Annotated in this window: 25 protein-coding genes; 10 read left to right on the top strand and 15 right to left on the bottom strand. The window is 63.5% G+C overall.

Features of this window, described 5'->3' with window-relative positions; translation table 11 throughout:
- From QH270_RS07480 to QH270_RS07470, 3 genes are all read right to left on the bottom strand, one after another.
- On the bottom strand, nucleotides 1-419 hold a 419-nt coding region (locus QH270_RS07480; protein ID WP_280339758.1), incomplete at its 3' end, for a hypothetical protein.
- Between the two features lie 612 nt (nucleotides 420-1,031).
- Nucleotides 1,032-1,253, bottom strand: coding sequence for a cold-shock protein (locus QH270_RS07475; protein WP_280339757.1), 222 nt, complete (start codon nucleotides 1,251-1,253; stop codon nucleotides 1,032-1,034).
- A 78-nt stretch (nucleotides 1,254-1,331) separates the two neighbouring features.
- A complete protein-coding gene (locus QH270_RS07470; RefSeq protein WP_280339755.1) occupies nucleotides 1,332-1,733 on the bottom strand; it encodes a hypothetical protein in 402 nt (133 codons plus the stop codon).
- A gap of 729 nt (nucleotides 1,734-2,462) precedes the next feature.
- Between QH270_RS07470 and QH270_RS07465 the strand changes: the two genes are divergently transcribed.
- Together QH270_RS07465 and QH270_RS07460 are read left to right on the top strand one after the other, a co-directional pair.
- Nucleotides 2,463-3,737 (top strand): helix-turn-helix domain-containing protein, encoded by a 1,275-nt coding sequence (locus QH270_RS07465; RefSeq protein WP_280339754.1) that lies wholly within the window; start codon nucleotides 2,463-2,465, stop codon nucleotides 3,735-3,737.
- An 8-nt stretch (nucleotides 3,738-3,745) separates the two neighbouring features.
- Nucleotides 3,746-4,216 (top strand): SAM-dependent methyltransferase, encoded by a 471-nt coding sequence (locus tag QH270_RS07460; protein WP_280339753.1) that lies wholly within the window; start codon nucleotides 3,746-3,748, stop codon nucleotides 4,214-4,216.
- Between the two features lie 365 nt (nucleotides 4,217-4,581).
- Here the strand turns inward: QH270_RS07460 and QH270_RS07455 are convergent, their stop codons facing one another.
- The 9 genes from QH270_RS07455 to QH270_RS07415 all read right to left on the bottom strand — a co-directional run bounded on the left by QH270_RS07455 (nucleotide 4,582) and on the right by QH270_RS07415 (nucleotide 10,619).
- Nucleotides 4,582-5,007 carry a YbaB/EbfC family nucleoid-associated protein gene (locus tag QH270_RS07455; RefSeq protein WP_280339751.1) on the bottom strand — a complete coding sequence of 142 codons (426 nt, stop codon included), beginning with the start codon at nucleotides 5,005-5,007 and terminating at the stop codon, nucleotides 4,582-4,584.
- Entirely contained in the window at nucleotides 5,004-5,453 is a 450-nt protein-coding gene (locus tag QH270_RS07450; RefSeq protein WP_280339749.1) for an ankyrin repeat domain-containing protein, read from the bottom strand. The genes QH270_RS07455 and QH270_RS07450 overlap by 4 nt, the downstream gene beginning before the upstream one ends.
- Nucleotides 5,454-5,464: 11 nt before the next feature.
- A complete protein-coding gene (locus QH270_RS07445; protein ID WP_280339748.1) occupies nucleotides 5,465-6,880 on the bottom strand; it encodes an HNH/ENDO VII family nuclease in 1,416 nt (471 codons plus the stop codon).
- Nucleotides 6,881-7,177 carry a WXG100 family type VII secretion target gene (locus QH270_RS07440; protein WP_280339747.1) on the bottom strand — a complete coding sequence of 99 codons (297 nt, stop codon included), beginning with the start codon at nucleotides 7,175-7,177 and terminating at the stop codon, nucleotides 6,881-6,883.
- Nucleotides 7,174-7,497, bottom strand: a complete 324-nt coding sequence (locus QH270_RS07435) for a WXG100 family type VII secretion target (RefSeq protein ID WP_280339746.1) — start codon at nucleotides 7,495-7,497, stop codon at nucleotides 7,174-7,176. The genes QH270_RS07440 and QH270_RS07435 overlap by 4 nt, the downstream gene beginning before the upstream one ends.
- Before the next feature lie 454 nt (nucleotides 7,498-7,951).
- The gene (locus QH270_RS07430) at nucleotides 7,952-8,506 is read right to left on the bottom strand and encodes a class IV adenylate cyclase (RefSeq protein ID WP_280339744.1); all 555 of its coding nucleotides are present in this window, start codon (nucleotides 8,504-8,506) and stop codon (nucleotides 7,952-7,954) included.
- On the bottom strand, nucleotides 8,503-9,177 hold the full coding sequence (locus tag QH270_RS07425; protein WP_280339743.1) for a class I SAM-dependent methyltransferase: 675 nt from the start codon (nucleotides 9,175-9,177) through the stop codon (nucleotides 8,503-8,505). Before QH270_RS07425 ends, QH270_RS07430 begins: the two co-directional genes overlap by 4 nt.
- Nucleotides 9,164-9,733, bottom strand: a complete 570-nt coding sequence (locus QH270_RS07420) for an AAA family ATPase (protein WP_280339742.1) — start codon at nucleotides 9,731-9,733, stop codon at nucleotides 9,164-9,166. The genes QH270_RS07425 and QH270_RS07420 overlap by 14 nt, the downstream gene beginning before the upstream one ends.
- Complete coding sequence (locus tag QH270_RS07415) at nucleotides 9,726-10,619, bottom strand: radical SAM protein (RefSeq protein WP_280339740.1); 894 nt, start codon at nucleotides 10,617-10,619, stop codon at nucleotides 9,726-9,728. The genes QH270_RS07420 and QH270_RS07415 overlap by 8 nt, the downstream gene beginning before the upstream one ends.
- Nucleotides 10,620-10,780: 161 nt before the next feature.
- Between QH270_RS07415 and QH270_RS07410 the strand changes: the two genes are divergently transcribed.
- Complete coding sequence (locus tag QH270_RS07410) at nucleotides 10,781-11,518, top strand: DUF5919 domain-containing protein (protein WP_280339739.1); 738 nt, start codon at nucleotides 10,781-10,783, stop codon at nucleotides 11,516-11,518.
- Between the two features lie 10 nt (nucleotides 11,519-11,528).
- Nucleotides 11,529-11,996, top strand: coding sequence for an NUDIX hydrolase (locus QH270_RS07405; RefSeq protein WP_280339738.1), 468 nt, complete (start codon nucleotides 11,529-11,531; stop codon nucleotides 11,994-11,996).
- Here QH270_RS07405 and QH270_RS07400 read toward each other — a convergent pair.
- The gene (locus QH270_RS07400; protein ID WP_280339736.1) at nucleotides 11,978-12,553 is read right to left on the bottom strand and encodes an HD domain-containing protein; all 576 of its coding nucleotides are present in this window, start codon (nucleotides 12,551-12,553) and stop codon (nucleotides 11,978-11,980) included. The genes QH270_RS07405 and QH270_RS07400 overlap by 19 nt on opposite strands.
- Nucleotides 12,554-13,225: 672 nt before the next feature.
- Here QH270_RS07400 and QH270_RS07395 point away from each other — a divergent pair.
- The 3 genes from QH270_RS07395 to QH270_RS07385 are packed head-to-tail and all read left to right on the top strand — an operon-like array spanning nucleotide 13,226 to nucleotide 16,242.
- Entirely contained in the window at nucleotides 13,226-14,272 is a 1,047-nt protein-coding gene (locus QH270_RS07395) for an asparaginase (protein WP_280339735.1), read from the top strand.
- Nucleotides 14,272-14,730 (top strand): PPC domain-containing DNA-binding protein, encoded by a 459-nt coding sequence (locus QH270_RS07390; RefSeq protein ID WP_280339733.1) that lies wholly within the window; start codon nucleotides 14,272-14,274, stop codon nucleotides 14,728-14,730. The genes QH270_RS07395 and QH270_RS07390 overlap by 1 nt, the downstream gene beginning before the upstream one ends.
- A 45-nt stretch (nucleotides 14,731-14,775) precedes the next feature.
- Nucleotides 14,776-16,242, top strand: a complete 1,467-nt coding sequence (locus QH270_RS07385) for a helix-turn-helix domain-containing protein (protein WP_280339732.1) — start codon at nucleotides 14,776-14,778, stop codon at nucleotides 16,240-16,242.
- A 30-nt stretch (nucleotides 16,243-16,272) separates the two neighbouring features.
- Here the strand turns inward: QH270_RS07385 and metG are convergent, their stop codons facing one another.
- Nucleotides 16,273-17,985: a methionine--tRNA ligase gene (gene metG, locus QH270_RS07380; RefSeq protein ID WP_280339730.1), complete on the bottom strand. Its 1,713-nt coding sequence runs from the start codon at nucleotides 17,983-17,985 to the stop codon at nucleotides 16,273-16,275.
- Between the two features lie 196 nt (nucleotides 17,986-18,181).
- On the opposite strand from metG, the gene QH270_RS07375 reads away from it, so the two are divergent.
- Both QH270_RS07375 and QH270_RS07370 read left to right on the top strand, forming a co-directional pair.
- A complete protein-coding gene (locus QH270_RS07375; protein WP_280339728.1) occupies nucleotides 18,182-19,711 on the top strand; it encodes a pyridoxal phosphate-dependent decarboxylase family protein in 1,530 nt (509 codons plus the stop codon).
- Nucleotides 19,708-20,400 (top strand): nucleotidyltransferase domain-containing protein, encoded by a 693-nt coding sequence (locus QH270_RS07370; RefSeq protein ID WP_280339727.1) that lies wholly within the window; start codon nucleotides 19,708-19,710, stop codon nucleotides 20,398-20,400. Before QH270_RS07375 ends, QH270_RS07370 begins: the two co-directional genes overlap by 4 nt.
- A gap of 36 nt (nucleotides 20,401-20,436) precedes the next feature.
- Here the strand turns inward: QH270_RS07370 and QH270_RS34630 are convergent, their stop codons facing one another.
- Nucleotides 20,437-20,730, bottom strand: coding sequence for a hypothetical protein (locus tag QH270_RS34630; protein ID WP_432420314.1), 294 nt, complete (start codon nucleotides 20,728-20,730; stop codon nucleotides 20,437-20,439).
- A 993-nt stretch (nucleotides 20,731-21,723) separates the two neighbouring features.
- On the opposite strand from QH270_RS34630, the gene QH270_RS07360 reads away from it, so the two are divergent.
- Nucleotides 21,724-23,448 carry an N-6 DNA methylase gene (locus QH270_RS07360; protein WP_280339726.1) on the top strand — a complete coding sequence of 575 codons (1,725 nt, stop codon included), beginning with the start codon at nucleotides 21,724-21,726 and terminating at the stop codon, nucleotides 23,446-23,448.
- Nucleotides 23,449-23,452 lie beyond the last annotated feature (4 nt).

The following is a 23,452-nucleotide window of genomic DNA, read 5'->3' as shown; positions in this document are numbered from 1 at the left end:
ACCACGACCTCAGCGCTCGGCCGATAGGGATCCAAGGGTTCGTGCGGTAGCCAACGTCGCGCCGGGTCACGGGGCGAGGGCAGCAACACCTCGTCGCCCTCGGCAGCGAGCACCGCCCCGGTACTGGACAGAGCCGCGAAGCTGGCACCGCCGCGTAGGTGTGCGGGTACGGGACCGGTAAGGATGGTCAGCAGTGGCTGGCGGGTGTCACTGCGTACGATCACCGGGCCGGGCCACGGCAAAGCCGCGACTACTCGCTGGCCGAACGCGGAGGCCAACTCGATGGCGCCGACGGTCCCGACCCGCAACACGATCTGGCTCGTGGATTCCCGAACGAACACATCGAACCCGCAGGAGTTGCGGTAAGAGCTGGCACGGTGAATCACCTTGTCCACCGCCAGGAAACGCGTGCTGGTCATCGCGCACCGCCCTGCTGTAGGAAACGACGGACGGCGTCGAGGACCGTGGTGGTTGTCGGTCGTTGAGGGCTGGTCGGGGGTGACTCCCATGCACGACATGAGCCCGTGTTGGTCGCGGTGGGCGTCGGGAGACCGATCCGGGCACCGGAAGCCAGCACCACGACGCCGTTGACCCACAACCGCGTGGCGTCAGGGAGTGCCTCGATCCTGCGGTCAGAATCGGTGAGGAACGTCCACGTCCCGGACTTGGGATGCGACACGATCGGGCCACAACCTACCTCCACACGCCCGAGCTCACTTCGAACCCGTCGGCCGAGAGCGCTGGGAACCATGACCGCCTGAACCCGCCCAGCGATGAGAACGATCTGGCCGGAGACTGGATCAGGCACGGTCGGCAACTGGCACACCTGCTCGTAATAGGCGCATCGCGCAGCCACGGTGACGCCTTCCAGCTCCAGCAGGGCGTGCGCGCAGGGACCTGCGGCCGAAGGCTGAGCGGCATCATCTGGGTGACATAGCGTTGTAGAGCTCGTGAGGTAGGCCGTCATCGGGTCCTCCACGGTCGTGGCGGGTGGGTATCTCGGATCGGGTGCGAGGGCAGCCCCCGCACGTCTATTTCTGGCGGTGGGAGTCGACACGGCGTACTTGGACAGCCTGCGGTCCACGGTCGCTGTCGGTGATCTCGAACTGGACCTGATCGTTCTCGGAGAGCGCGCGAAAGCCCTGTCCGATGATCCCGGAGTAGTGGACGAACACATCGGGGCCCGCATCGCGCGCGATGAACCCGAAACCCTTCTCGGCGCTGAACCACTTGACAGTCCCGGTGATTGACATGTGTAGCTTCTTTCGTTGAGTGACACCCGCGCGGGGCCGGGCTTGTTGGGTTGGCCCACTGCGGTGGGCAACGACCGTTCACCGTGCGGCTAGGGCTGTCAGGATCGACACCGGGGACGGTCGGTACCTATCGGTCGGTGCAGCCGCGTGCCATCGCCGAGCGGGATCATCGGGTGAGGGCAGCAAGATCTCGGCACCCTCGGCGACCATCGTGGCCCCGCACCGATCCAGGACCGTGGTCGTCGGCACACTGTGACGCACATGCGTCGGGATCGGCGCGGTGAGGAACGTCCAGGTCGTGCGGTGACCGGCAGCGAGGTTGATGATCGTTGGAACAGAGAGCTCCAGCCGTCTAGTCAGCCTCGGGGCAAGCGGAACCGGTACGACGATCGCACCGATGCGTCCGGCCGCGACGAAGATCAATCCGCTCCCTGCGCGCAGGAATGCAGGGAGCCCGCAGATGGTGTTGTAGTAGTTCACCTGCGCCACCGCAGCGGCGGGAAGCGCGGCGCGTGGCTTCAAAGTCGGGAATCGGGTCACCGCGGACCGCCCTTCGAAAAGTTCTCGCTGACAGCGGCAATGACCATCGACGTGGCCGCGGGCTTGAGTGGGCTCGGCAGCCCGATGACCGCGTTGGAGGTCAGGACGAACACCCGGTCACGCACCGAGGCGGGAAGGCCAACTTGGCGGTATTCGGACGCACAGACTCTCGCTGATCGTGGTGGTGGTGCGCCGAGAGACCCGTTACTGCCGAGTGTCGATGCGGGTAGGGACGCAAGGGCTTGGCTCATGGGTCCGGTTCTCCTAACAGTGCGATTCCGGTACCGGCGATGTCGAGGTGCGCGGGGCTGACCTCGAACGGGTTGGCCGGCTTGCCTCTGCTTTGTCTAGACAACCAGCGGTGTGCGTCCACGCCTATGGGTTCGGCGTCCACACCGCGTCCACATCCGCGATCGCACGGCGCGATTTCTGGCCGGTGTACAAGGAAATGGGTGTGCCAGATAGCCGATGTGGACGTTGGTGTGGCGCAGGCCTCGGTACGGGTGGAGGAGTTGATCGCAAAGGATGCGTGGTCGCCTGATCGGCGGGCCTTGTGCAGGGCTGAAGTGCACTCGTGCGTGCAAGTGCACTTGCAGGTCGCCAAAGCTGGGAACGGACGAGAGTCCCGGGCTTCCACAGAGTGTCCACAGGCTGGAATGATTCGCCGGTATGGACGGTCACGCCGTTATTGTTGGTGCACAACTCCGAGCCGCTCGGGAAGCGGCGGGTGTCTCCTTGTCGGTGGTGGCAGGGGAACTACACCGGGGAAAGTCCGCGGTGGCCTACTACGAGACCGGTAAGCGCGCTGCGCCACCGGATGTCATAGCGTGGTATGAGAAGCGGTTCGGCGGGCTAGCAGATCCTGTGGCTTCCCTCGCCGACCTCGGAAAGGCTGACGTGGAACGACGTGCATTCCTGCGTAGTGGCTATTCCACCGCGTTGAGTGCTTCGATGGTCTTGCCTGGGTCGCTGGAGCGGTCGGGACCGGTGGTCAGTTCAGCGCCGTCGCTTCGCCGGGTAGGTGCTTCCGATGTAGAAGAGGTCCGCCAGATCATGGTGTTCTTCTCCCAGATCGATCAGCGTCGGGGCGGAGGACACGGGCGCGGCGCGGTCGTCCAGTACCTGAGTGAGGAGGTTGTGGCTTACTTGCACGGGTCCTACCCCGATGATCGTGTGCGTCGCGACATGTTCTCCGCTGCGGCAGAGATGGCGTACCTAGCCGGCTGGATGGCGTTCGACAACGACGAGCACTACACCGCTCAACGCTACTTCGGCACCGCCACCAAACTTGCAGCAGAGGCAGATGACGAACCGCTGGCGGGACACGTCCTGCGCGCGATGGCACATCAAGCGATAGACCTCGGCCACCACAGCGATGGGCTCGCTCTCGCAGAAGCCTCGGTGAGCGGTGGTCGCTACCGCACCGCGACGCCGAAGGAGCGGTCACTGCTGATGGTCGTATATGCCAAAGCGCTCAGCGCGGCCAACAACAGCCGCGCGGCGGCGACCGCGCTACTGGCCGCCGAAGAAGATCTCGCCGCGGCCGCAGATACTGTCACAGAGCCGGCTCGCGTCTACTTCTTCTCCGAGGCCAGCCTGGCCCACGAGACCGGCTGTGCGCTGCGCGACTCCGGCGACCTACGCGGCGCCGCAGCACAGTTCGAGGTGAGTGTCCGCAAGCGCAAGGCGTCGGCCTTCGCACGCACGCACGCGGTCACTCTCGGCTACCTCGGATCAATCCAGGCCCGCCAGGGTGATCTGGAACAGGCCTGCGCGACATGGTCGTCGGCGCTATCAGCGATGGGTACGGTCCAATCCGGACGCACCCGCCGCGTCGCCCGCGACATCCGCGCCACAGTCGAGCCACACCTCGGCTCGGCCGTTGCGGGCGTGGCAGAGGTCCATCAACAAGCCGCTGAGTATCTTGCAGCACAACAAATCTAGGGGAAGTCGTGAGTGACGAGACATTCGAAGTCGTGCCGATCGCCCATGTCGTCGGAGGGCGCGCCGAACCAACCGACGACCACTGGGCCGGGACAGAGGCGATCATCCGGATCGATGACCCACGGTTTACCGAGGACTCCGTGAAAGGCCTCGAACAGTTCAGTCATCTTGAGATCGTGTTCCGATTCCACCTGACCGACCAGAACGACCTGCACTTTGGTGCACGCAGCGCCCGCGACAATCCCAACTGGCCCCAGGTCGGCATCTTCGGCCACCGAAACATGCGCCGGGTAAACTGGTTGGGAGTGTCCCGCACGCGGCTGCTGCGGGTTGATGGCCTGGACCTGCACGTTAAGGAGCTCGATGCCGTCGACGGGACACCAGTGCTCGATATCAAGCCATGGTTCGCCGAATTCGGACCCCGAGGACGGATCGAGCAAGCGCCATGGTCCATCGAAATGCTTCGCGACTATTACTGACCACGGGGATGGTAGGAACATCGCCGAGATTTGGAAATGGGTGGGTCTCGGGACAACCGCGGCCCGCCCGAACTTGCCGCGCGCCTAACGTGGCGCCACGACATTCCGTTCAGGAACTGTAGCATCGGCAGGACAAAACATCCTGCACCACAGCCTATCTCACCGTAACTCTGTCAAGCTGCCAGGAAGCTACCCCGCAGTCGGCAGCCGGGGCCGAGGGCGGCTTGCAGGCGGTGGCCTCTCCCGAGCTGCCGCGATCCTGCCTCTCGGCTGCGGGCCGACACCGAAGAATGCTGCAGGGTGGCTTTCGCTCTGTCCGGGGCGGGCGGAGCTGCGTGGGAGCCGCGACTATTGGAATTGAGGGACTACCAGTCCTCGCCGTTGAGCCGCGTGAAGTACGCATCGTCCGCTGCTTGGATCTCCGCCTCGGTCAGGCGCGCAGGTCTGATGCTCGATGTCTGTGAGGGCTCTCCCTTCAGCTCCTCGATTCCTAGTCGTAGCTGTGGGTCGGCGGTCTGGAGTAGCTTCGCGGTCTGGGTTTGGATATCTGAGCGTGCGCGGCGGTGGATTTCTACGAGTGCGTGGCTTAGCTGTGAGGGGCTCCGGGACATTGCGCTGGGTGCGATCTGCAGTGAGGTGATGTCGCCCTTGGCATCGACTTCGATGGCTACGCCTCTAGCGGTGCCGTGGCCCCGTAGTCGCGACAGGGCGGTGGAGAATTCGTTGGCGCTGCGCCGGAGGTCGTGGAGGTGCTCTTCGAGTTCCCTGTCCCAGTCTTCGGTGGAGCTCACGGTTGGCCGTCGCCTTCATCGTCGACGAACAGGGAACGGATCTCGGGCTTGTTCGAAATCATCTGGATCAGCCACAGCGGGGACTGTCCGCGGTGGTTCTCGATGCCGGCGTCAGCACCCCGATCCCGGAGTAGCCGGACGACCTCGGGTGTGCTCCAGGGGCTGCGGAACGCGTAGAACAGTGGGGTGTCGCCCTTGTCGTCTTGGGCGTTCGGGTCAGCGCCTCCGTCCAATAGTGTTGCCACGGTGTCGATCCCGCCGTACTGGGCAGCGAAGTGCAGCGGAGCGAGGCCAGCTTCGTCGCGGTCGTTGGGGTCGTAGCCCTCGGCGAGCAGCTGTTGGATCTCCGTGGCGCGGGCGCCGTTGGTGTCGGCGGCGGCGTAGTGCAGTTCGGTGCGTCCCGCGCGGTCGCGTTGGATTTCTGGCTTCTTCGGTTTCTTCCACACAGTCGACCCCTTTATCTCGGCGCTTCGTAGATGTGTCGGGAATTTCCGGGCGCGTCTTCGATTCGATAGAAGCTCGGATTGTTGACGTAGTCCCGGAATTCGGCCCACGTCATATTCTGTCGCAAGGCTTCTTCGCGCAGGCGCCAAAATTCGTGACCTGCTTCGTGTCCCATGACCGGCGTCGAGTTGACAGGGTACTTCATCCCGTTGGCGCCGAGGTAGTACTCATTGCGTGCGTCCATCGGGAGTTGCCGGATCGCTGGGTCGGCATACCTGCCGCTCACAGGGATGAGCACGGTGGGGTCGGTGGCGCTGAGGTAGAACTCTTGACCGTTGACCGTCACCTTCGGCGCCGCCTCCTGCACCGGTCTGGTCGTGGTCACCCGCAGATACGGCCGGGTCCGCGACAACAGTCGCAGGTCGTCCAATGTCAGGGGGTTGATCGCGCCGGTCGCCTCGGCGGTGGCCAGCCCGGCTTGGGCGGCCAGCAGTGGGGAGAGTTCGGCGACAGAGCGGGCGAACGCGCCTGAGGCCGCGACGACCGGCAACCCGGTCATCTGCGCGGTGGTCGCGAGGTTGCGGCACAGGGTGGCGATTCTGCTGCCCACGACCGCCGCTCGCGCGGCCAAGGCCGCGGTTCCGCCGGCGGCGGTGAGGCCGAAGCTGTAGCTGGCCAGACCCCAGGACACGACTTCGCCGATGACGAAGACCGCGGCGAACTCGCCGAGGAGGGTCAGGATCTCCTTGCGGGTGTTCTCGATCGCGAGGGCGTAGTCCGCGCAGGATTTCGCGAGGATCTTGAACTGGGCGGTGAGGGTTTTGCCCTGGTTCTCGAGGATGGTGATCTGGTCGAGGATCTGCTGGACTTCGGGGGTTTGCTGCCCGCTGATCACGTCTCGGGCGGCTTGGAAGCTGTGGTAGGGCAGCAGCTCGTCGCCGTAGAAGCTCCACTGGGTGGCGACGTTGCGCAGATTCTCGGGGTTGCCGCTGGGCCACACCTCGCCCTGGGTGTACTCGGCGATCTTGTCCCACCACGACGGCGCTTCCGAGCTGCCACCGAACAGGGCAGGCAAAGTGATCGGTTGCATCCACGCCAGCGAGCCCGCGCCGAAGGCCAGGTCGGTGTCGGCGCCACCGATGACCGAGAGTTGGTTGGCGTTGGCGTGGTTGGTTGCGGTGGCTTCGAGCAGGTCGTGCATCTGGGCGAGTCCGCTGACCCAGGCCGCGGCCGCGGTCATCGCGTCCTTGGCGGCGGGGTCAAAGCTGGCCGACCAGTCCCGGCCGGGCTTGTCGCTGCCCGCGCAGCCGCCGTATTGCTGCAGGTTGGCGGCCATGGTGCGGATCTTGGCCGACGCCAGGCCGTGGGCGTTTTTGAAGACGGTTGCCGCGGTGCGGATTTCGGTGGGAGTGACGATCACCGGCGCCATCTACGGCCACATCCGGGTGTTGTGGGTGATGGCTCGGGTGTAGTTGGTGTGCGCAATGCGGGCCACCTCACGCAGTTCGGCGAGGTTTTCCTGCATCTCATCCACGCCGGCGACCCATTTGTCGTGAGCGGTGCGCTGGGCGGTCGCGGCCTCGCTCGCCCAGCTCAGATGCAGCGCGGCGATGCGGCTTTCGACATCGGTCAACCAGCCCGCGACCTCGGCCCCGAACGCTTCCATGGTCGTGACCGCGGCGTCGAGCTGTTCGAGATCGACCCGGAACCGGTCGTCGCCGGTCACGGCAGCTGTCCGTGGAGGCGCTCGGTGGCCGCGGCGTTGGCCTGGTCTTGGGTTTCGTAGGCGTTGGCGGCCTCGAGGAGCTTGTCGGCGGACTCGGTCAACGCCGCGGCGACCGTTTCGGCGCCGGCTTTCCATTCCAGCCAGCTCTCGTCGTAGGCAGAGGCGGCCTTGCCCTGCCAGCCATCGGCGAGGAGTTCCTTGCCGATAGTGTCGTCGAGCTTCTTCACCCGGTCCCTGATCGCGGTTGCTTGGCCGGCCACGAACGCCGCGGTGCTGCGCAGCTCACCGACGTCGACATGCAGCTCACCCTCGCCCGACACCAAAGATTCCCCCTCGTGCTCCAACCGGCGCCGCCGAACCGTGCTCTTGCCTTGTTGGACGCGCCCGGTCCGGTTTCGGTTCCACAGAGTAGCGGACCAGCGACGCTCGGCGAGGTCAGCGCTATGCGTGCCCGGCTGGGTTGTCTTTGTCGTCGGATCTGGGTCGAAGGGCGTAGGACGGGATGTGTTGGTCGCTCAGTTGTAGCGGCGGGCGTCCGTCAGCGTACGGAATCGAGTACGTGACCCAGTTCAGCCACTCCCGGCATAGGTGGCGACCCAATGGAAGGGCAGGCAGGGGCGTTCCCCAGTCAGGTTCCCGCGGCGATTTGACCGACCTCCAATTCGCATCAGCCAGGCGGACGTGGCGATCCGGTCTCGCACCTGTCCTAGGTGTACTGCCAGGGGCAGGCAGTACACCTAGCGGCGGTGCCCGTCCTCATCCGGCCAATGTTGACTACGTAGTGGTGTGGCTGAACAGCAGGGTCGGCTCGGAGAGGATGTCGCGGCCGAGCTCGGCCAGGTAAATCGTGTCTACACTGCCGAACTTCGCCTGGCTGTAGTCGAGCCCGAGGTCAGCCGCGGCACGGCGGACCGAGAATTCGTCAGGCCCCTCGATTTCTAGGAAGGTAGGCAGGTCCGGCCAGGTGTCGAGATCGAAGACGACGTCGCCGAGGCTCCACTCTTCTCGGTAGTTCTCCTGGTACCGGGTCTGTGTGAGCCCGATGGCGGTGAGGATCTCGGCCATCGCGTGCAGGTCGCCGACGGTGGTCTCGACCTCGGTGGTGCCGTTGATGGTGGTCGAATCGGTGACGCGTTTGAGCGTCAACGTCGTTCGGGTGCCTTCATCTCGGAGGCGGACCCAAGCTCCTTCGGGCACCATCTCGCCATCGAAGATCTTGCGGGTCAACAAGGTCCGAGGGAACCGCTGGGTCGCGCCGAGCGCCTTGAGCTTCGCTCTGATCGCGTCGACGTCTACCGTCAAGAAGGTGGCTTCATATTCATGCTTCATCGAGCTCGCGCCCCCTCGTCGAAGTGTTCAGACTTTGCAGCGAAAAGTACACCCATGCGGTGTGTGTGGTCGTGGAGCTGTCCGACGTGCGGCCGTTCGATGAACGGATTCGTGCTCAGGGTGAGGAACACTTCCCACGCATCGCTCGGGAAGTACCGGAACAGCTTGTCCGGGGTGGTGTAGTGCTCGATGAGGTAGTGATGGTCCTCGACCGGCATCATGAACTCCGCGCCGAGGAGCCCGCTGGGGGCGAGGAGGTCCTTCATTCGTCCGATGAACTCACTGAGTGGACGATGGTGGTTGGCGCTGTAGTGCCACGAGCAACTCGTCCACACGGCGTGCGCTTGCAGTTCTGAGAGTTCGGCGTTGAGGAAGTCATGTGGCTTGATCTGTACGCGACTCGTCAACCCCGCGGCCGCGACACGTTCAGCCAGACTGGGCGCATAGGCGAGACCGGAGCCGGGGAGGAGAACTTCGCCGCCGTACAGCGCTCGCGGGTCGTTCTCGACGGCGATGACCGTGTAGCCGGCGGCGGCGAGGGGCAGAACGAACTTGCCGTCGCTGGCGCCGACGACGGTCACCGTCGCACCCGGGGGGCAGCGGTGGTTGAGTTCGCGCAAGAACTGCGGAAAGAACGTCAGGGTTTGTTCCCAGAGGCTATCTGTCTGCATGGTCAGACCCACTTCGATTGAGGGACAAGATGGTTTGGACAACTTCGGCGGGGGTGCTCGCCGTGGTGTCGATGCGATGAGTGGCCCACTCGCCGATCGCGGCGCTGAGGCTTTCGGCGTGTTGTTCGGCCAGCACGTCCCACTTGGTTACCGCCTTATCGCGGTGCGCCAGACGGCGCAGTCGTTCGTGCGGGTCGCATGTCAGCTGGTAGGTCACTGGTTCGGGTAGGTCAGTGGGGAGAGTGATGCCGAGCTTGGCGCCGTACTCGCGATGAGTGGTGAGGCAGCGCGCGAAATAGCTTTCGACGACGACGGGGATCCCGGCTTCGAGATAGCGCACGATCTGGTCTGTCGCGGTCAGAAGAGCGGACAGGAACAGGCACATGCGCGCGTCGGCGTTGCTCGAGTTGTCCAGCTCCCGGCGTAGCGGCTGGAAGTTCGCGGGGACTGTCGCCACCAAGACGGCCTGGCGCGCCTGCGCCAGCAGAGGGGCGACGGTTGTTTTGCCGGTGGCCGCGATTCCTTCGATACTCTCGAATAGCACGGGCTCAGACACGGCCATACACCACGTCAGGGATTCCGAGCGCGATCTCGTCGTGGGCGGAGGGCTGGTACTCGATGCGGTCGGAGTCTTTGTCGTACCAGAAGGCGTGTGAGTCCTTGCCTACGGCTTTGCAGGACATCGTGAGCGCTCCGCGGGGGTCGGTCTCGATTCGGTCGATGATGTCGTTGCCGGCCGAGGTCGAGCACGTCGGCGATTCGTTGAGGTCGTCGTCGAGGATCACTTCGATTTTCAGGCGAGCCTCGCCGAGTCGGTGCCGCAGGCGGGTGTAGGCGGCGGGGTCGGTGATCAGCATGTCGGGATGCTGCGCCGCGTTGCCGACAGCGCGGAGTTGGTGCAGTTTGAGTTGTGTCACCCCGTGCGACTGGAGAGTTTCCGCCAGATCGACTACTTCGTCGATGTTGTAGCGGTTCACGGTCAGAGTTGCACCGGTGGCTACGCCGAGGTTGTGCGCAAGGTCGATCGTTTCGATTGCGGCGGTGTAGCTGCCGTCACGGCGAATGCGGTCGTTGGTAGCATCGAGGCCTTCGAGCGAGATCCGCAGCAGGTCGATGCACGGCGCGATCTCGCGCAGCCGGGGTCCGATCCGGTAGCCGTTGGTGCAGATCTCGACGGCCAATCCCAGGTTGTGCTTGGCGTACCGGGCCACACGCGGTAGTTCCTTGTACACGAACGGTTCACCACCCAGCAGGACGACGGCCTCGGTGGCGTACTCGCGCTGCATGTGGGCGAGGAGGTTGCAGGCTTGCGCGGCGGTGAACGCGTCGGCGTGTTGGAGCCGTTCGCCGTGGAAACAGTGTTTGCACTCGAAGTTGCACCGGTATAGCAGCTGCAAGTACAGGCGTCGGATCGTGTGGATGCCGGTCCGTTCGGTGATCATGTTGGCCCCCTCGGGTTTCGGTGAGGCCAACATCGTCGCCGCCGCGAGCTGGACCTCGTAACCGCGTTTGGGACGTCGCCGTGGACGTCCGTGGACGTTTCTGGCTCCCAGCTTCGGGCATGAGCTTGCTCGAACCTGCTGTGTCGGCTTCTATTGGAGGCGTGAACATCCGGCTGCAAAGCGTGCTCCATCAGCGGGGGATCCCGCCTGAGTCGCTGGCTGATGTCTGCGAGGTCGATCCGAAGACGGTAGGGCGCTGGCTCGGGGGCAGGGTCCCGCACCCTCGGCATCGCCGACGCGTGGCGCATCACCTGAAGGTCGAGGAAGGATTTCTCTGGCCGCCAGCCGTTGCCGAGAGAGCCGCACGAACGAACGTCGAGCTTGTCGCCACGTTCCACAACCGCGCCGAAGTGCCTCGCGAGACCTGGCTGTCCCTGCTGGGCAACGCGACAGAGCAGATCGACGTACTCGTGTTCTCAGGCACGTTCTTCGCGCAATCGAACCCACGTGTCGCCCAAACACTCATCGAACGAGCACGCCAGGGCGCCCAAGTGAGGATGTGCTTCGGCAACCCGAGCTGCAGGGCAGTCCTCGAACGTGGTCACGAGGAAGGCCTCGGTCGGGATACGCTGGCCGCGAAGATCCGTGCCTCGCTCACCTACTACCGTTCGCTGTTGTCCGCCGAGCGGTGCGAGGTCCGACTACATGACACAACGCTCTACAACTCGTTGTTTCGATACGACGACACCCTGTTGGTGAATCCGCATATCTGGGGACAGCCGGCCAGCGCCAACCCCGTATTCCAGCTCAAGCGAGTCAACGACGTCGGCTGGTTCGACAACTACGCCGAGAGCTTCGATGCGATCTGGGCTGACGCACAGCCCTGGATTCCGGACTGAGAGGTCGACAATGGGCAGAATCGAGTACTACCACGATCCGAACGCGCCGAAGCCGAATTCCCTTGTCGTGGCGTGCAATCTGCTGGTCACCGACGAAGCCGGCGCGATTCTGCTGCAACGTCGTCGCGACACAGGTCAGTGGGCTTTGCCGGGCGGCGCGATGGACTTCGGTGAAACCGCGGCCGAATGCGCTATCCGAGAATGCCGCGAAGAAACTGGGATCACCGCGGAAATCACCGGATTCCTAGGCGTTTACAGTAACCCCCACCACATCGTCGCCTACTCCGACGGCGAGGTGCGCCAGCAGTACGAGAACACCTACATCGGCAGACCGGTGTCAGGGAAGCCGACGATCAACGACGAAGCCGACGGGGTGAAGTTCGTTGCTGCCGATGATCTGAACGACTACGACATCCACCCGAGCATGCGCCAACAAATCGGTGATTACCTGTCCGGTAGCTACCCCTTCCTCGGCTGATTCCGCTGCGCTTGTTCGATCCTCCCTGTTGCGGCCATGACCTCTGGTTCCGCACGTCGAATGAACCTGCCAATCAGCGTGTCTGAGCCGTAGCGGCTGAGGATCTCGGCGATCCGTGCGGTCGGTGTGGTCGGGTTTCCGTCAGGCGTTGTCGTCATGTCGGCGTAGATCAACGCGTCTATCAGTCTGTGGTCCTCAGGGAGAGGGAACTCCGCTTCCAGCTCACCGCGGAGTCCGCGCTCCTCGGCCTCCAGCACTGCACAGCTGTGATTGGCAACCAACCGCGTCAACTGCTCATCGGCGCCATACTCGTCCCGCAGGAACCGGGCACCGTCGAGTGGGTGAAAGCCCGTCCGCGCCAGCCTCGGTGCATAGCCGACATCATGCAGGATGGCTGAGGCCCGTAGCAGCCGCGCATCGGCGTCCGACAGGCCGATACTGAGCCTCTCGGCGGCTCGCTCGACACCCTGGGAATGCGACCAACGGCGCGGTAGAGCACCTTCCAACTCCGCACGAGCGATCGACCTCGCCCACTCGATATCGACAGCGCCAGCCACAGAAAGGAAACTACCGGAGGCTAGATCATTCATGTGACAGTTGACCCGCCGCGCTCTGTGTTGAGCAGAGCTTCCGGTACGAAATCATGTTGGTTCCGAGTCGTCGTTCGGACGGCGCCTAGCTCGAGGCGTTCGGCACCCAGACAACCTAGGGTCAGGCTGATGCTGTGCTGCCAGCCGGGACCTCCCTACTCAGACGCAGAGGTCGTTCGCTATGTCGCTAAGCGAGCAGCGATTGCCGAGGGCGTCCCACGCCTGGCGCCTTGTACTCGCAGTCGACGTGCGTAGGTGGGCCGAAGGCGGTCGCGCCGCGGTCTAGGCCGGCGTCGACGCCGTCGTGGGTGGTCCCAAACCCGTCAAGGTTCAAGGCGGGCATCCCGGAGAGCGCCGGGGCGTTGGAGATGTCAGTGGTCTCGCCCCTGCAGCGGAATGAGGACGATGTGGACGCGCGAGTGCGTCACTGGGTGCCGGTAGCTGGTTGTGCCGGTCTGGGAGGGCTGCGCGATTATGGGTGCGCTGGGTATTGCTGGTCATGGTCGGGCGACGAACTTGCGTACTGTGGCAAGGGCAAGCGTTTGCGGGGTCGTCATGTCCTCCGCGCTGGGGCATGATCAGCCCCACAGGCGGAATCGGTCTGCTTGTCGAGGCTCTTGCTTGAAAGAGGTGAGCGGTATGGTCTTTGACGATGCTCCAGGTCGGGTCATCGTGTTCGGCCTCGGGGGGACCATCGCGATGTCGGCTGCGGCGGCCGGCGGTGTTGTTCCCACGCTCACTGCGGCTGTATTGGTTGAGGCAATCCCCGGTCTGGGTGACTCCGGGATAGACGTGGACGTGGTTCAGTTCCGGCAGCTGCCAGGTGCATCGCTGACCCCCGCCGATATCTTCGAGCTGGCCGACGAGATCGGGCGCCGCGCAGGGGGAGCCACAGGTTTCGTCGTCACTCAAGGTACTGACACCATCGAGGAGACGTCATATCTGCTGGACCTGGTCCATAAGCTAGACCACCCGGTTGTTGTGACCGGCGCCATGCGGAATCCATCGATGGCGGGTGCTGACGGTCCAGCCAATTTGTTAGCCGCAATCAACCTCGCTGCCGATCCGGTCGCGCGAGGATTTGGCTGCCTCGTCGTGATCAATGACGAGATTCACGCTGCTCGTAGGGTGCGAAAGCAACACACCACCAGCACTTCGGCGTTTGCGTCACCTGACGGAGGTCCGATCGGGTTCGTCGTCGAGGGGCGTCCGCGACTACTCAATCGGGTTCATCGACTGGGCGCAGTCCCGGTTAAAAGTACTGGAAGGAAGCGTATTCCGATCTATACGGCCGCGCTTGGCGACGACGACTTCGCGGTGCGGGCGCTCACGTCTCAAGTCGACGGGCTGGTCGTTGCCGGCATGGGCGTCGGCCACGTGCCCTCTGACATCGTCGAGGCGTTGACCGAGCTCGCTGCTGAGAAACCTGTCGTGCTGGCTTCACGAACCGGATCTGGCTCTGTTCTTCGTTCGACATACGGGTTCGCGGGATCGGAGCGTGACTTGATCGCCCGTGGTCTGATTCCCGCAGGATTTCTGAATCCGCTCAAGGCCAGGATTCTGCTGCAAGTAGCGCTGAGCGGTGATTCGGACATCGACATGATACGCCAAGCCTTCGCCGTCGCAGGAGGCGACGGCGAAGCCGAAAAGTGGCCGTGGGCCATCACTTGCGAGAAGGAGATGTGATGCGGGCGCATGAGCTGACGGTCGGCCGGAGCTTCGGTGTGGTCTTCGATCATGGAGATGACTTCTATGCCGCGCTGTCGGAGTTCTGTCACATCCACGATGTCCGTGGCGGATACATCCCTTCGTTCATTGCGGGCTTTGCCGAGGCCGAACTTGTCGGCACCTGCGACCGGCTGGAGGATCCACTTGCGCCGGTGTGGTCTCGCGTGCACCTTCGCAACGTCGAGGCATTCGGCGGCGGAACTCTGGCGTGGGATCCAGAGACAGGGCAGGTCAAGCCACATATACATGTCGCTGTCGGTCTCAAAGAGCAGGCTGCCGCCGGCTACACCAGCCACCTGCTGAACGCGCGAGTGCAGTTCCTGACAGAGATGCACGTGGTCGAGGTGATCGGCCCCCAGATGCATCGCGTGCCCGATCCCGAGCTGTATGACGTTCCTCTGCTGCGCTTCCGCTAGAAACCAGTAGGTGATTGTCCGATGGCGGGCGGATAATCGGCTGCCGTGGGGCAGACTTCGAAGCGACTTGATCCGTCGACGTCCTCGGCTGCGCGCTTCGGGGCCGAGTTACGCCGATTCCGCACCGAGCTGGGGCTTTCGCTAGCTGAGCTGGGTCGGTCGGTGCACGCCAGCGGCGACCTTCTCGGGAAGATCGAGAAGGCCGAACGTCGGCCGACTGTCGATCTGGTGGACAGGCTCGATGAGAGCCTCGGCGCCCGCGGGGATCTGGTTCAGCTGGCTCATCAACTTCCCAATCCGATCAGGGAAGCGACGAAGAACGCGCTGACCTCTGTCCGATGGGCCGACCGTACTCGGCGCCAAGTCAACGAGATTCGTATCGAAACCCCGTCTGGACAGTTCTTCCGGGGCACGACTATGACTGCGTTGCTCCACCAGGGCCAGGAGCGAACCGGTGGAATCGAGCTGGTGCTCACAGACGGTCACCATGACTCCGTCTGGGATCTGCGGAGCAGCAGATTGGTGCTTGGCGCCCTGGAGCGTCGTGGCCGGACTCGCTACTTTGCGGTGGCTGCTGAGCGGGTGCGACGTCTGCCCAATCTCCGGGCTGTCGTTGAACTGCCGTGGGCGTATGAACTCGACGACTTTGCATTGGGCCTGCTGTGGGCAGTGACCAACCTCGATGATGCCCTGCTGGATGACGACGCCGCGCTCGCACAACGGGCCGCAGAATTGGGCATGGTGGAAGGAGCCCGTGACGTCGTCGATGGCAGTGACGACTGCCTCTCGCACGTATCGACGATGTGGTTGGGCTCGTCGTACTGTGCTCGACATATCCTCAGAAACGCGGAATCTCTGTCCGCGACACCGCGCTACTGGACAGCGGAACGTAGCGGTGAAGCCGCCAGCGGTTGGCTGCTGTTCCGACACAAGCTCGAATACCTGAGGCGGACAGCCAAGATCGCGACAGGCTCGACCCGCCCAACACGCACGTTCTGCCTCCCCCCAGCGTCCATCGCTGCGCTCGAACCTCCCGACCGAATCCTGCTCCTTCTCGCCGTCGCGCTCGTCGAATCCTTCGGCATCCAGGTAGTGATCTCGGTCGAAGACGACCTCGCCGAGATCCCCGGATTTGTTCTCGACCGGGACGGCACCGCCATCCTGGCCAACTGGATCAACCCCGACAGCACATGGCAGGTCGACGTGCGCCGCGATCAGCGCACAATCCGCGAGTTCGCCACAGCCACAGAACATTCAGTCACCAACAACCTCGTCAGGGCTGAACTGGCAATGGATCGCGTGCGAACCCTGGCAGAGTACTTGGGCATCGATTGGACCTGGCTGCGAACCCGCTGCGCCGGGTTCGCGGCTGCGGGCGTAGCCGACCTGGTCAGGCCGCGAAGTCGACTCCTCTCCCTGGCCGGAGTTGAGCGAGCCTGCGCGTTCCTCGCTGCCGAGACATCAGATGCCTCGCAAGCCGCAGGCAGAAACGATGGTCTGCCTCCGGACTAGCGCCGGATCGGTGGATGTGTTGCCTTGAGGTCAGTCGTTCTCCCCGAAGCGGACCCGCCAAGCCGCGACGTCGTCCTCGGTGATCTTGGAGAACAGCACGTTCGGCACAGTGAACGCGGTCCCGGTCGGCAGCCAGTCCAAGGACCGGACTTGCTGGGTAGTGGGCCAGGAGGCCGCGGCCAGTTTGTCCTCATGCCAGATCCCACGAAGGGTCGCGGCGGTATCAGGTATCAGGGGTTCACTGATCAGAGCGAACAAGTGGATCAGATTCGCTGCGGTGCGCAGCGTGAGCGCCGCAGCTTCCGGGTCGGTCTTGATCTGCGACCACGGCGCTCTGTCATTGATGTACTCGTTGCCGACGCTCCACATCGTCCGCAGCGTAGCGACCGCCTTGCGCAATTCGATTGCATCGAGGTGGTTCTCGTACTCTTCGAGCAAGTCCGCCATGCGCAGCCCCAGCTCGTACTCGGGCGTATCGGGTGCGTGCCCAGCGGGGATCTCGTTTCCGAAGCGTTTGGCGCTGAACGTGAGCACTCGGTTGACGAAGTTGCCGAGTACGTCGGCAAGATCCTTGTTCGTCTGCGCGGCAAAGAGTTCCCAGGTGAAGCTCACGTCGTCGGACTCGGGAGCGTTGGCGATCATGAAGTAGCGCCAGTAGTCTGCGGGAAGCAGATCGAGCGCATCGTTGGTAAATATTCCGCGGTGCTGAGATGTGGAGAACTTTCCACCGTAGTAATTCAGCCAACTGAATGACTTGATGTAGTCAACGGTCGTCCATGGCTCGCGTACACCGAACTCGGTGGCCGGAAACATGACGGTATGGAACGGAACATTGTCCTTTCCCATGAACTGGGTGTATCGGACATCGTCGGCGTCGTACCACCACGACTTCCAGTCCGGTCGCGAGGGATCGGCGTCTGACCATTCCTTGGTGGCTCCCAGGTATCCGATCGGGGCGTCGAACCAGACATAGAACACCTTGCCATCGGCTGCGAGGTCGGGCCATGTGTCGGCAGGAACTGGTACACCCCAGTCGAGATCACGCGTAATGGCGCGATCCTGAAGGCCTTCGGACAGCCACTTGCGTGCGATTGACGTGGCGAGATGCGGCCACTCCGCGCTGACACGGTCGATCCACACTTCGACCTCGCCCTGTAGCTTCGACTGAAGCAGGAACAGATGGGTAGTCTCGCGGACCTCGAGTTCTGTGGATCCACTGATCGCCGAGCGAGGTTCGATCAGGTCAGTGGGATCGAGCAGTCGCGTGCAGTTCTCGCACTGGTCGCCACGGGCTCTGTCATACCCACAATGCGGGCAGGTGCCGGTAACGTAGCGGTCCGGCAGGAAGCGTCCGTCAGCGACGGAGTACACCTGGCGCACAGCGCGCGCTTCGATGAATCCGTTCTCATGCAATCGACGGGCGAAATGTTGGGTGATCTCGACGTTCTGCACGGACGAGGTGCGGCCGAAGAAGTCGAATGACAGTCCGAACCCGTCATAGATCTTCTTCTGGATGTCGTGGGCTTGAGCGCAGAATTCAGCCACACTCAGGCCAGCTTCAGTGGCCGCCAATTCGGCAGGCGTGCCGTGCTCGTCGGTCGCGCAGATAAACAACACCTCCCTACCGCGCGCCCGCATATACCGGGCATAGACATCCGCCGGGAGCATAGAACCCACCAGGTTTCCGAGGTGCTTGATTCCGTTGATGTAGGGCAGGGCGCTGGTGATGAGATGCCTGGTCATCGCGGCATTCCCCTCGGTTCGATGATGGTCTGGTGGACTGCAAACTCTACAGCGCTGCCAGGACGCATCCACGCCGACACCTGCCGCCATGCGGACCGACGCCACTGTCCGCATGGCGGCAGTGCCGCTCCCGCCCGAGCCGTGGCCTACTCGACACATGACTATGACGCCTCACCTCGACACAGGTCGAACACCATTGGCGGCCAACAACTTTCTGGGACCCGACGGCCTCAGCTACGATGGGGCACGCGACCTCTTGAGCAAGGTGATCGAGGTCGGACTGTCGTTCAAGTACCGGCCTCGCTTCCTGCAGCCCCGGGATACTGCCGCGCTGAACGAGATCGCCACCGAGGCCTTGCCCACCCAGGGGGTCGATCTCGCGGAGTTGCTGACCGATCTCGAGACTCGCTACATGCCGACAATGCCCAACTTTGCGACGCCGATGTTCGCTGGCTTTCCCGATGCCGGCAACAACATCGCAGCAGTTGCCGGGGCAGTGCTCGGAGAATTGATCGACGTCAACATGATCAACGCCGACTTTTGCTCCCGCGGTGCCACAGAAATGGAGATCGCCCTGATCCGCTGGTTGCGGACTTTGATCGGGTTCGATGTCAGCCCCGCCCCGCCAGACACCGCGCTAGAGGTAGGAGGAATCCCTACGACCGGCGGCACAGGCGCCAACTTCGCCGCAGTCCTGATGGCCCGAGAACGCGCGTATCCCGGCAGCCGGGAGTTCGGACTGCCAGAGAGCGCGCGCCCGGTCATCGTCTTGCCTGAAGACATCGGGCACTACACAGTCACCGCGTCAGCGGCGTGGTCCGGGATGGGCAACCTGGCAGCGATGTTCTGTCCTACAGTGGACTTTAGGTACGACCTCGAAGCGCTTGATCGCCGCCTTGGCACCGCTGTTCGCGATGGCAAACAGGTCGTGATGGCTGTCTGCTACGCAGGTGACAGCAGGACCATGACGATCGAACGGCTGATCGGATTCGCTGACGTCGTGCGCACCCACTACCCCGACGCATGGTTGCATTGCGACGGCTGCCACGGAACCAGCCTGCTGTTCTCATCGCAGTTCAGTCATCGTTTGGAGGGCCTGCAACGATACGACTCGGTGATGCTCGACCCACACAAGGTGCTCAGCGTCCCCTACACCAACTCGTTTCTCCTGCTGCGCAACCCCTACGACGCGGCTCTGGTTGCCACGGAATCCGAACTGATTCTTCGCCAAGCCCGGTCCTTCGGGCAGGTTACTCCCAGCACCGGCAGCCGATCATTTCAGAGCTTGCGGACCTGGATGCTCCTCAAATCGCTCGGAGTCGAGGGGGTGGGGAGAATGGTCGAGAGTCGAATCGAGGTCGCTCATCGCTTTGCCGCCCTGGTCGACCAACATCCACTGTTCGTCCGGCTCAACACGGTAAGCATCAACTCCGTCGCATTCACCGTGCTCCCCGTAGGTGCCAGCCTTCCACTCGACGCCGATACCGCGGCGCAATCGGCGGCCATCACCACCTGGGCGTACGAGAAGATGCTCGCGGACGGGGCGATCTACCTGCACAGCTTCGCCGTTCCTGACTCTGAGTACCGCCTTGGGCTGGGACCTATGCACCGCCATACCGTGCTCAGATTCATGTCTGGGAACGGGCTGATCAATGAACAGCACCTGACGGCGATACTCGAAACTGTGACTCAGTACGTCCTGGATGATGGGGCGCCGGTGTCGTGAAGATTGTGCCCTCTGAAATCGCGCTGGACGCGATGTGTGAGGTTGCTCGCTCGGCTTTGCCGCCGTCGACGCCCCGAGCGGTCGTTGTGTACGGTTCGTTCGGTCGAAACCAGCAGAGGCCGTCTTCGGACCTCGATGTCCTCTTCGTGGGCGCGCGTAGTGCGGGCGCGCTCGAGGCCCTGACCGAAGGACTGGTCGACTTCAGCCGCCGCAACTGTCTGACCCTCGACGAGGAGGTTCCCTACGCCAACAAGTTGTTGGCTGATTGGGACGAGCTCAGCACGGCGAGCACGTGTGCGATGTTCGCCGGCTCCCCAAGACTTACGCCCGTACGACGTACGGACCAGGCCTACTTGGCGTCGAGTTACATGCGCAGGCGCCTATTCGTCACAGGCGTCTTGGCCCAAAGGACTCTCTCTTGGAGTGAGAACGCCCCGCTCTTGGAAGCGTTGCAGGCACGGGCCGGAGCGGGACTCATAGGCGCGGCGATCGACGACCTGCGATCGGCCGGAGTGGCTGTCGATCCCGATTCCGTCATCTCCTATGTCACAGGGGACGCTCAGGGCATTCCCCCCGAAGACTGGCTCGGCTTCGAACCCGATTCGCTCACTCGTACTCATCTTCGCTGTCTCGCCGATCAGATGTTGTCCCGGGCCAAGTCAAGCAGCGAGCTGAACTTCGCGACGTAATGACTTACCACGGCCGGGAGTGGTCCCGCCCTGACCTCATGGGTTGTTGACGAAGCGACCCACCGCCTGCCGCGCGGTACGCAGCGGATGGGTCGCCGAGTCGATCGCGTTGGCGACGAAGGAGGGCACCAACGGCCGGATCCAGCGCGCGGCCGTATCGGCGAAGGGCACGGTGCCGATGATCGGCAGTTCCAGCCCACCGCTCGGGGCCTGCGCGGGCGCCTGCTGCGCGGGCACGAGGGCGCCCGCCTGCGGAGCTCCGGTGGGCAGGGCCTGCGGCGCGTATCCGGCGGGCAGCTGCTGTGAGGTGACGTTCGGCTCCAAGGCCACGGCGTCGTCCTTTCGGTGTGGTTCGGCGATTCCGAGCTCGAAACCGCCGATCGCGGCGATGATCCTGGTGCGTACCGCGAGGGCGATCTCGTCGGTCCGCTCGTTTCGACCGAGCCGGCAACGGTCTCGATATTGACGCCGGACTCGTCGTGGATGACGAAATTGTCGGCCTGGCCGATGAACTCGGCATCGAAAGGGATGATGCCGATCTCGACGTTGTCGCGGTGTAGCCGTCGAAGATGTGGTCGAGGTGGTCGTTGCTGAACACCACGAGCATCGCGAGGTCGGTTCGCGGTGACCAGCATGTCGGCAGGATCGATCAGGATGCCTCGCCCAGCAGTCCACAACAAGGTGCCCGCCCCAAGTCGCGATGCCTTCGGGCCGGTGGTCTTGACGAATATCTGCCGACCGCCGTCCGTGACAGCGCGGTGCAGGGGCCAGGAGTGTTATGCATCGAGGTCGAAGACTGTCTCGGTCGATGTACCGAGCAGAGCCGACAGATGAGCATCATCGAGCGCAGAACAGGGTCTTTCGTACGTGGTGGTGGGTCGTGGTTCAGCTCACGTTGGGAGGGTCGGTGACCGCCGAGCCCGCCTCGGCGAGACCCGAGTAGCGGTCAGTTCGCCCAGTCGGAGACCTAGACCTCTCAGTTCACAGTTAACAAGCGATTTGCATTTGTGGTATGTTGGCCACATGTCACGTGATGGTGCGGATTCAAGCGAACGATTGTTGACGCCCACCGACATTGCAAAGCTGGCGGGAGTTGGTCGCGCTGCAGTGAGCAATTGGCGTAGGCGCTACGCCGACTTCCCGGAGCTGGCCGAAGAGGGGGGCGGCCCGAAATTTAGGTATTCAGAGGTTGTCCGATGGCTTCGTGAGCATGAGCGCTTCGCTGTGTCGACGGCGGAGACATTGTGGCAGGCACTTGAGGCTACTCACGGGCCCCTCGGAATGCAGCGTGCGGTTGCGCAGATCGCTGCATATCTTGCCGGGTTGTCCGACGGTGAAGAGGTGACGCAGCCAGCCCGTGATCAGGCCGCTGCGCTTGAGCGATCTGCTCGCGGCGACGCGGTCGAGTATTTGACCACTCGGCTGTTCGAACGTCAACAGCGACAACAGCTCTCGACACCGCAAGGGCTCGCAGACTTGATCGTGGAGCTGGTGGGCCCGCTTGAGGGCAGCACGGTGTTTGATCCGGCGTGCGGCTCCGCGGCGGTGCTCCGTACTGCAGCCCAACGTGGGGCGCAGTTCGTTTTGGGCCAGGAAATGGACCAGGATCTGGCACTCCTTGCGGCGGCACGCCTGGCGCTGGCGAGTGCTGAACCCGGGGTTGTGGCGGCGGGTGACTCTCTACGTGCAGATGCCCATCGTGAGCTGCGTGCAGACGTCGTCGTTTGCGATCCCCCCTTCGGCTACCGCGACTGGGGCAGCGAGGATCTCATGATCGATTCCCGCTGGAAGTACGGGGTACCACCGAAAACGGAGCCAGAGCTGGCTTGGTTGCAGCACTGCCTTGCCCGTTGTCGGCCAGGCGGAACGATCATCATCGTGTTGCCAGCGGGTGTCGCTGCACGCCGCGCGGGCCGATCGATCCGCAAGGAACTACTGCGGGCAGGTGCCCTGCGTGCAGTGCTGGCTCTGCCGCCTGGCGTGCTGAAGTCCACTGCCATCGCACTGCATGTATGGGTTTTGCGCAATCCGGACGGGTCGAACGCGGATCCTGTGCTACTCATCGACACCACTCACCTTGCCCCGCCTCGTCGAGGGCAAGCGGACTGGCAGGCAATCAGCGAGGCGATCTCGGGCCAATGGCGTGAATTCCGCGAGACTGGGAAGGTCGCGGCCGTTCCAGGCAAGCAAGGCACAGTGGAGGTGATCGACCTCCTCGGCGAGGAGGTCGATCTCACGCCATCGCGCCACCTCCCGCTGCCAGCGGTGGCGTTCGACGTGACAGATCTTCAGCTGCAGAGCACCGAACTCGCCGCGCGAATTCAGTCCCTGGCCCCGCATTTGTCGCTACAGGTGTCCGCCTCCAACCGCGAAGAGCCGAGCTCGGCGACGATCAACGATCTCGCACGCGCTGGTGTGCTGGCGGTGCGGCAGTCGCCGGGACGCCCGGAGACGACCGCTGATCTGAACTCGACCGGCCCGCTTGTCTTGTCCGGCAGTGATGTTGAAACTGGATCACCTCCGTCCGCGCGCCACGTAGTGGCGGATGACTCCTGCGTCGAACTCCGTCAGGGAGACGTGGTTGCCCTGACTTCGTTTACCGCCGCACAGCCATGCGCCGAGGTGGTTGACACCGACGGTTGGGTGCTGGGACGAAACCTACAGCTACTTCGCCCTGACCCTGACCGGCTCGATCCGTATTTCCTGGCAGGTCTTCTACGGAGCCGCGCGCTAATGCGGCATGCGTCGATATCGTCCGGGGTGTATCGGATCGACTTGCGCCGGGTGGAGATACCTATGCTCGACATCGGCGAACAGCGCCGGCTAGGTGCGGAGCTGCGGCGGATCCATGCGTTCGAGATCGCGCTGCGTGACGCGGTCCGCCGCGCGGGACAGCTCGTGATGAACCTGACCGATGCAATCGCGGACGGGGAAGTCGACATCCGCTGGCCCGGCGAACACGATGATGTGTTACGAATTCGGCCAGCTGCCGACACCATCGGTGACCGAAATATCAACGGGGAGGACAACAATGCTCGGGAATCATGAGGTT

It is taken from the genome of Nocardia neocaledoniensis (assembly GCF_029868625.1).
GTDB lineage: Bacteria > Actinomycetota > Actinomycetes > Mycobacteriales > Mycobacteriaceae > Nocardia > Nocardia neocaledoniensis_A.
This window is presented reverse-complemented; position numbering and strand designations above follow the sequence as displayed.

What these genes read in the sequence shown, in the direction of transcription:
- QH270_RS07475 (WP_280339757.1), bottom strand. Translation starts at nt 1,253, where the DNA reads ATGTCAATCACCGGGACTGTCAAGTGGTTCAGCGCCGAGAAGGGTTTC.
- QH270_RS07465 (WP_280339754.1), top strand. Translation starts at nt 2,463, where the DNA reads ATGGACGGTCACGCCGTTATTGTTGGTGCACAACTCCGAGCCGCTCGG.
- QH270_RS07445 (WP_280339748.1), bottom strand. Translation starts at nt 6,880, where the DNA reads ATGGCGCCGGTGATCGTCACTCCCACCGAAATCCGCACCGCGGCAACC.
- QH270_RS07430 (WP_280339744.1), bottom strand. Translation starts at nt 8,506, where the DNA reads ATGAAGCATGAATATGAAGCCACCTTCTTGACGGTAGACGTCGACGCG.
- QH270_RS07425 (WP_280339743.1), bottom strand. Translation starts at nt 9,177, where the DNA reads ATGCAGACAGATAGCCTCTGGGAACAAACCCTGACGTTCTTTCCGCAG.
- QH270_RS07415 (WP_280339740.1), bottom strand. Translation starts at nt 10,619, where the DNA reads ATGATCACCGAACGGACCGGCATCCACACGATCCGACGCCTGTACTTG.
- QH270_RS07405 (WP_280339738.1), top strand. Translation starts at nt 11,529, where the DNA reads ATGGGCAGAATCGAGTACTACCACGATCCGAACGCGCCGAAGCCGAAT.
- QH270_RS07395 (WP_280339735.1), top strand. Translation starts at nt 13,226, where the DNA reads ATGGTCTTTGACGATGCTCCAGGTCGGGTCATCGTGTTCGGCCTCGGG.
- QH270_RS07390 (WP_280339733.1), top strand. Translation starts at nt 14,272, where the DNA reads ATGCGGGCGCATGAGCTGACGGTCGGCCGGAGCTTCGGTGTGGTCTTC.
- metG (WP_280339730.1), bottom strand. Translation starts at nt 17,985, where the DNA reads ATGACCAGGCATCTCATCACCAGCGCCCTGCCCTACATCAACGGAATC.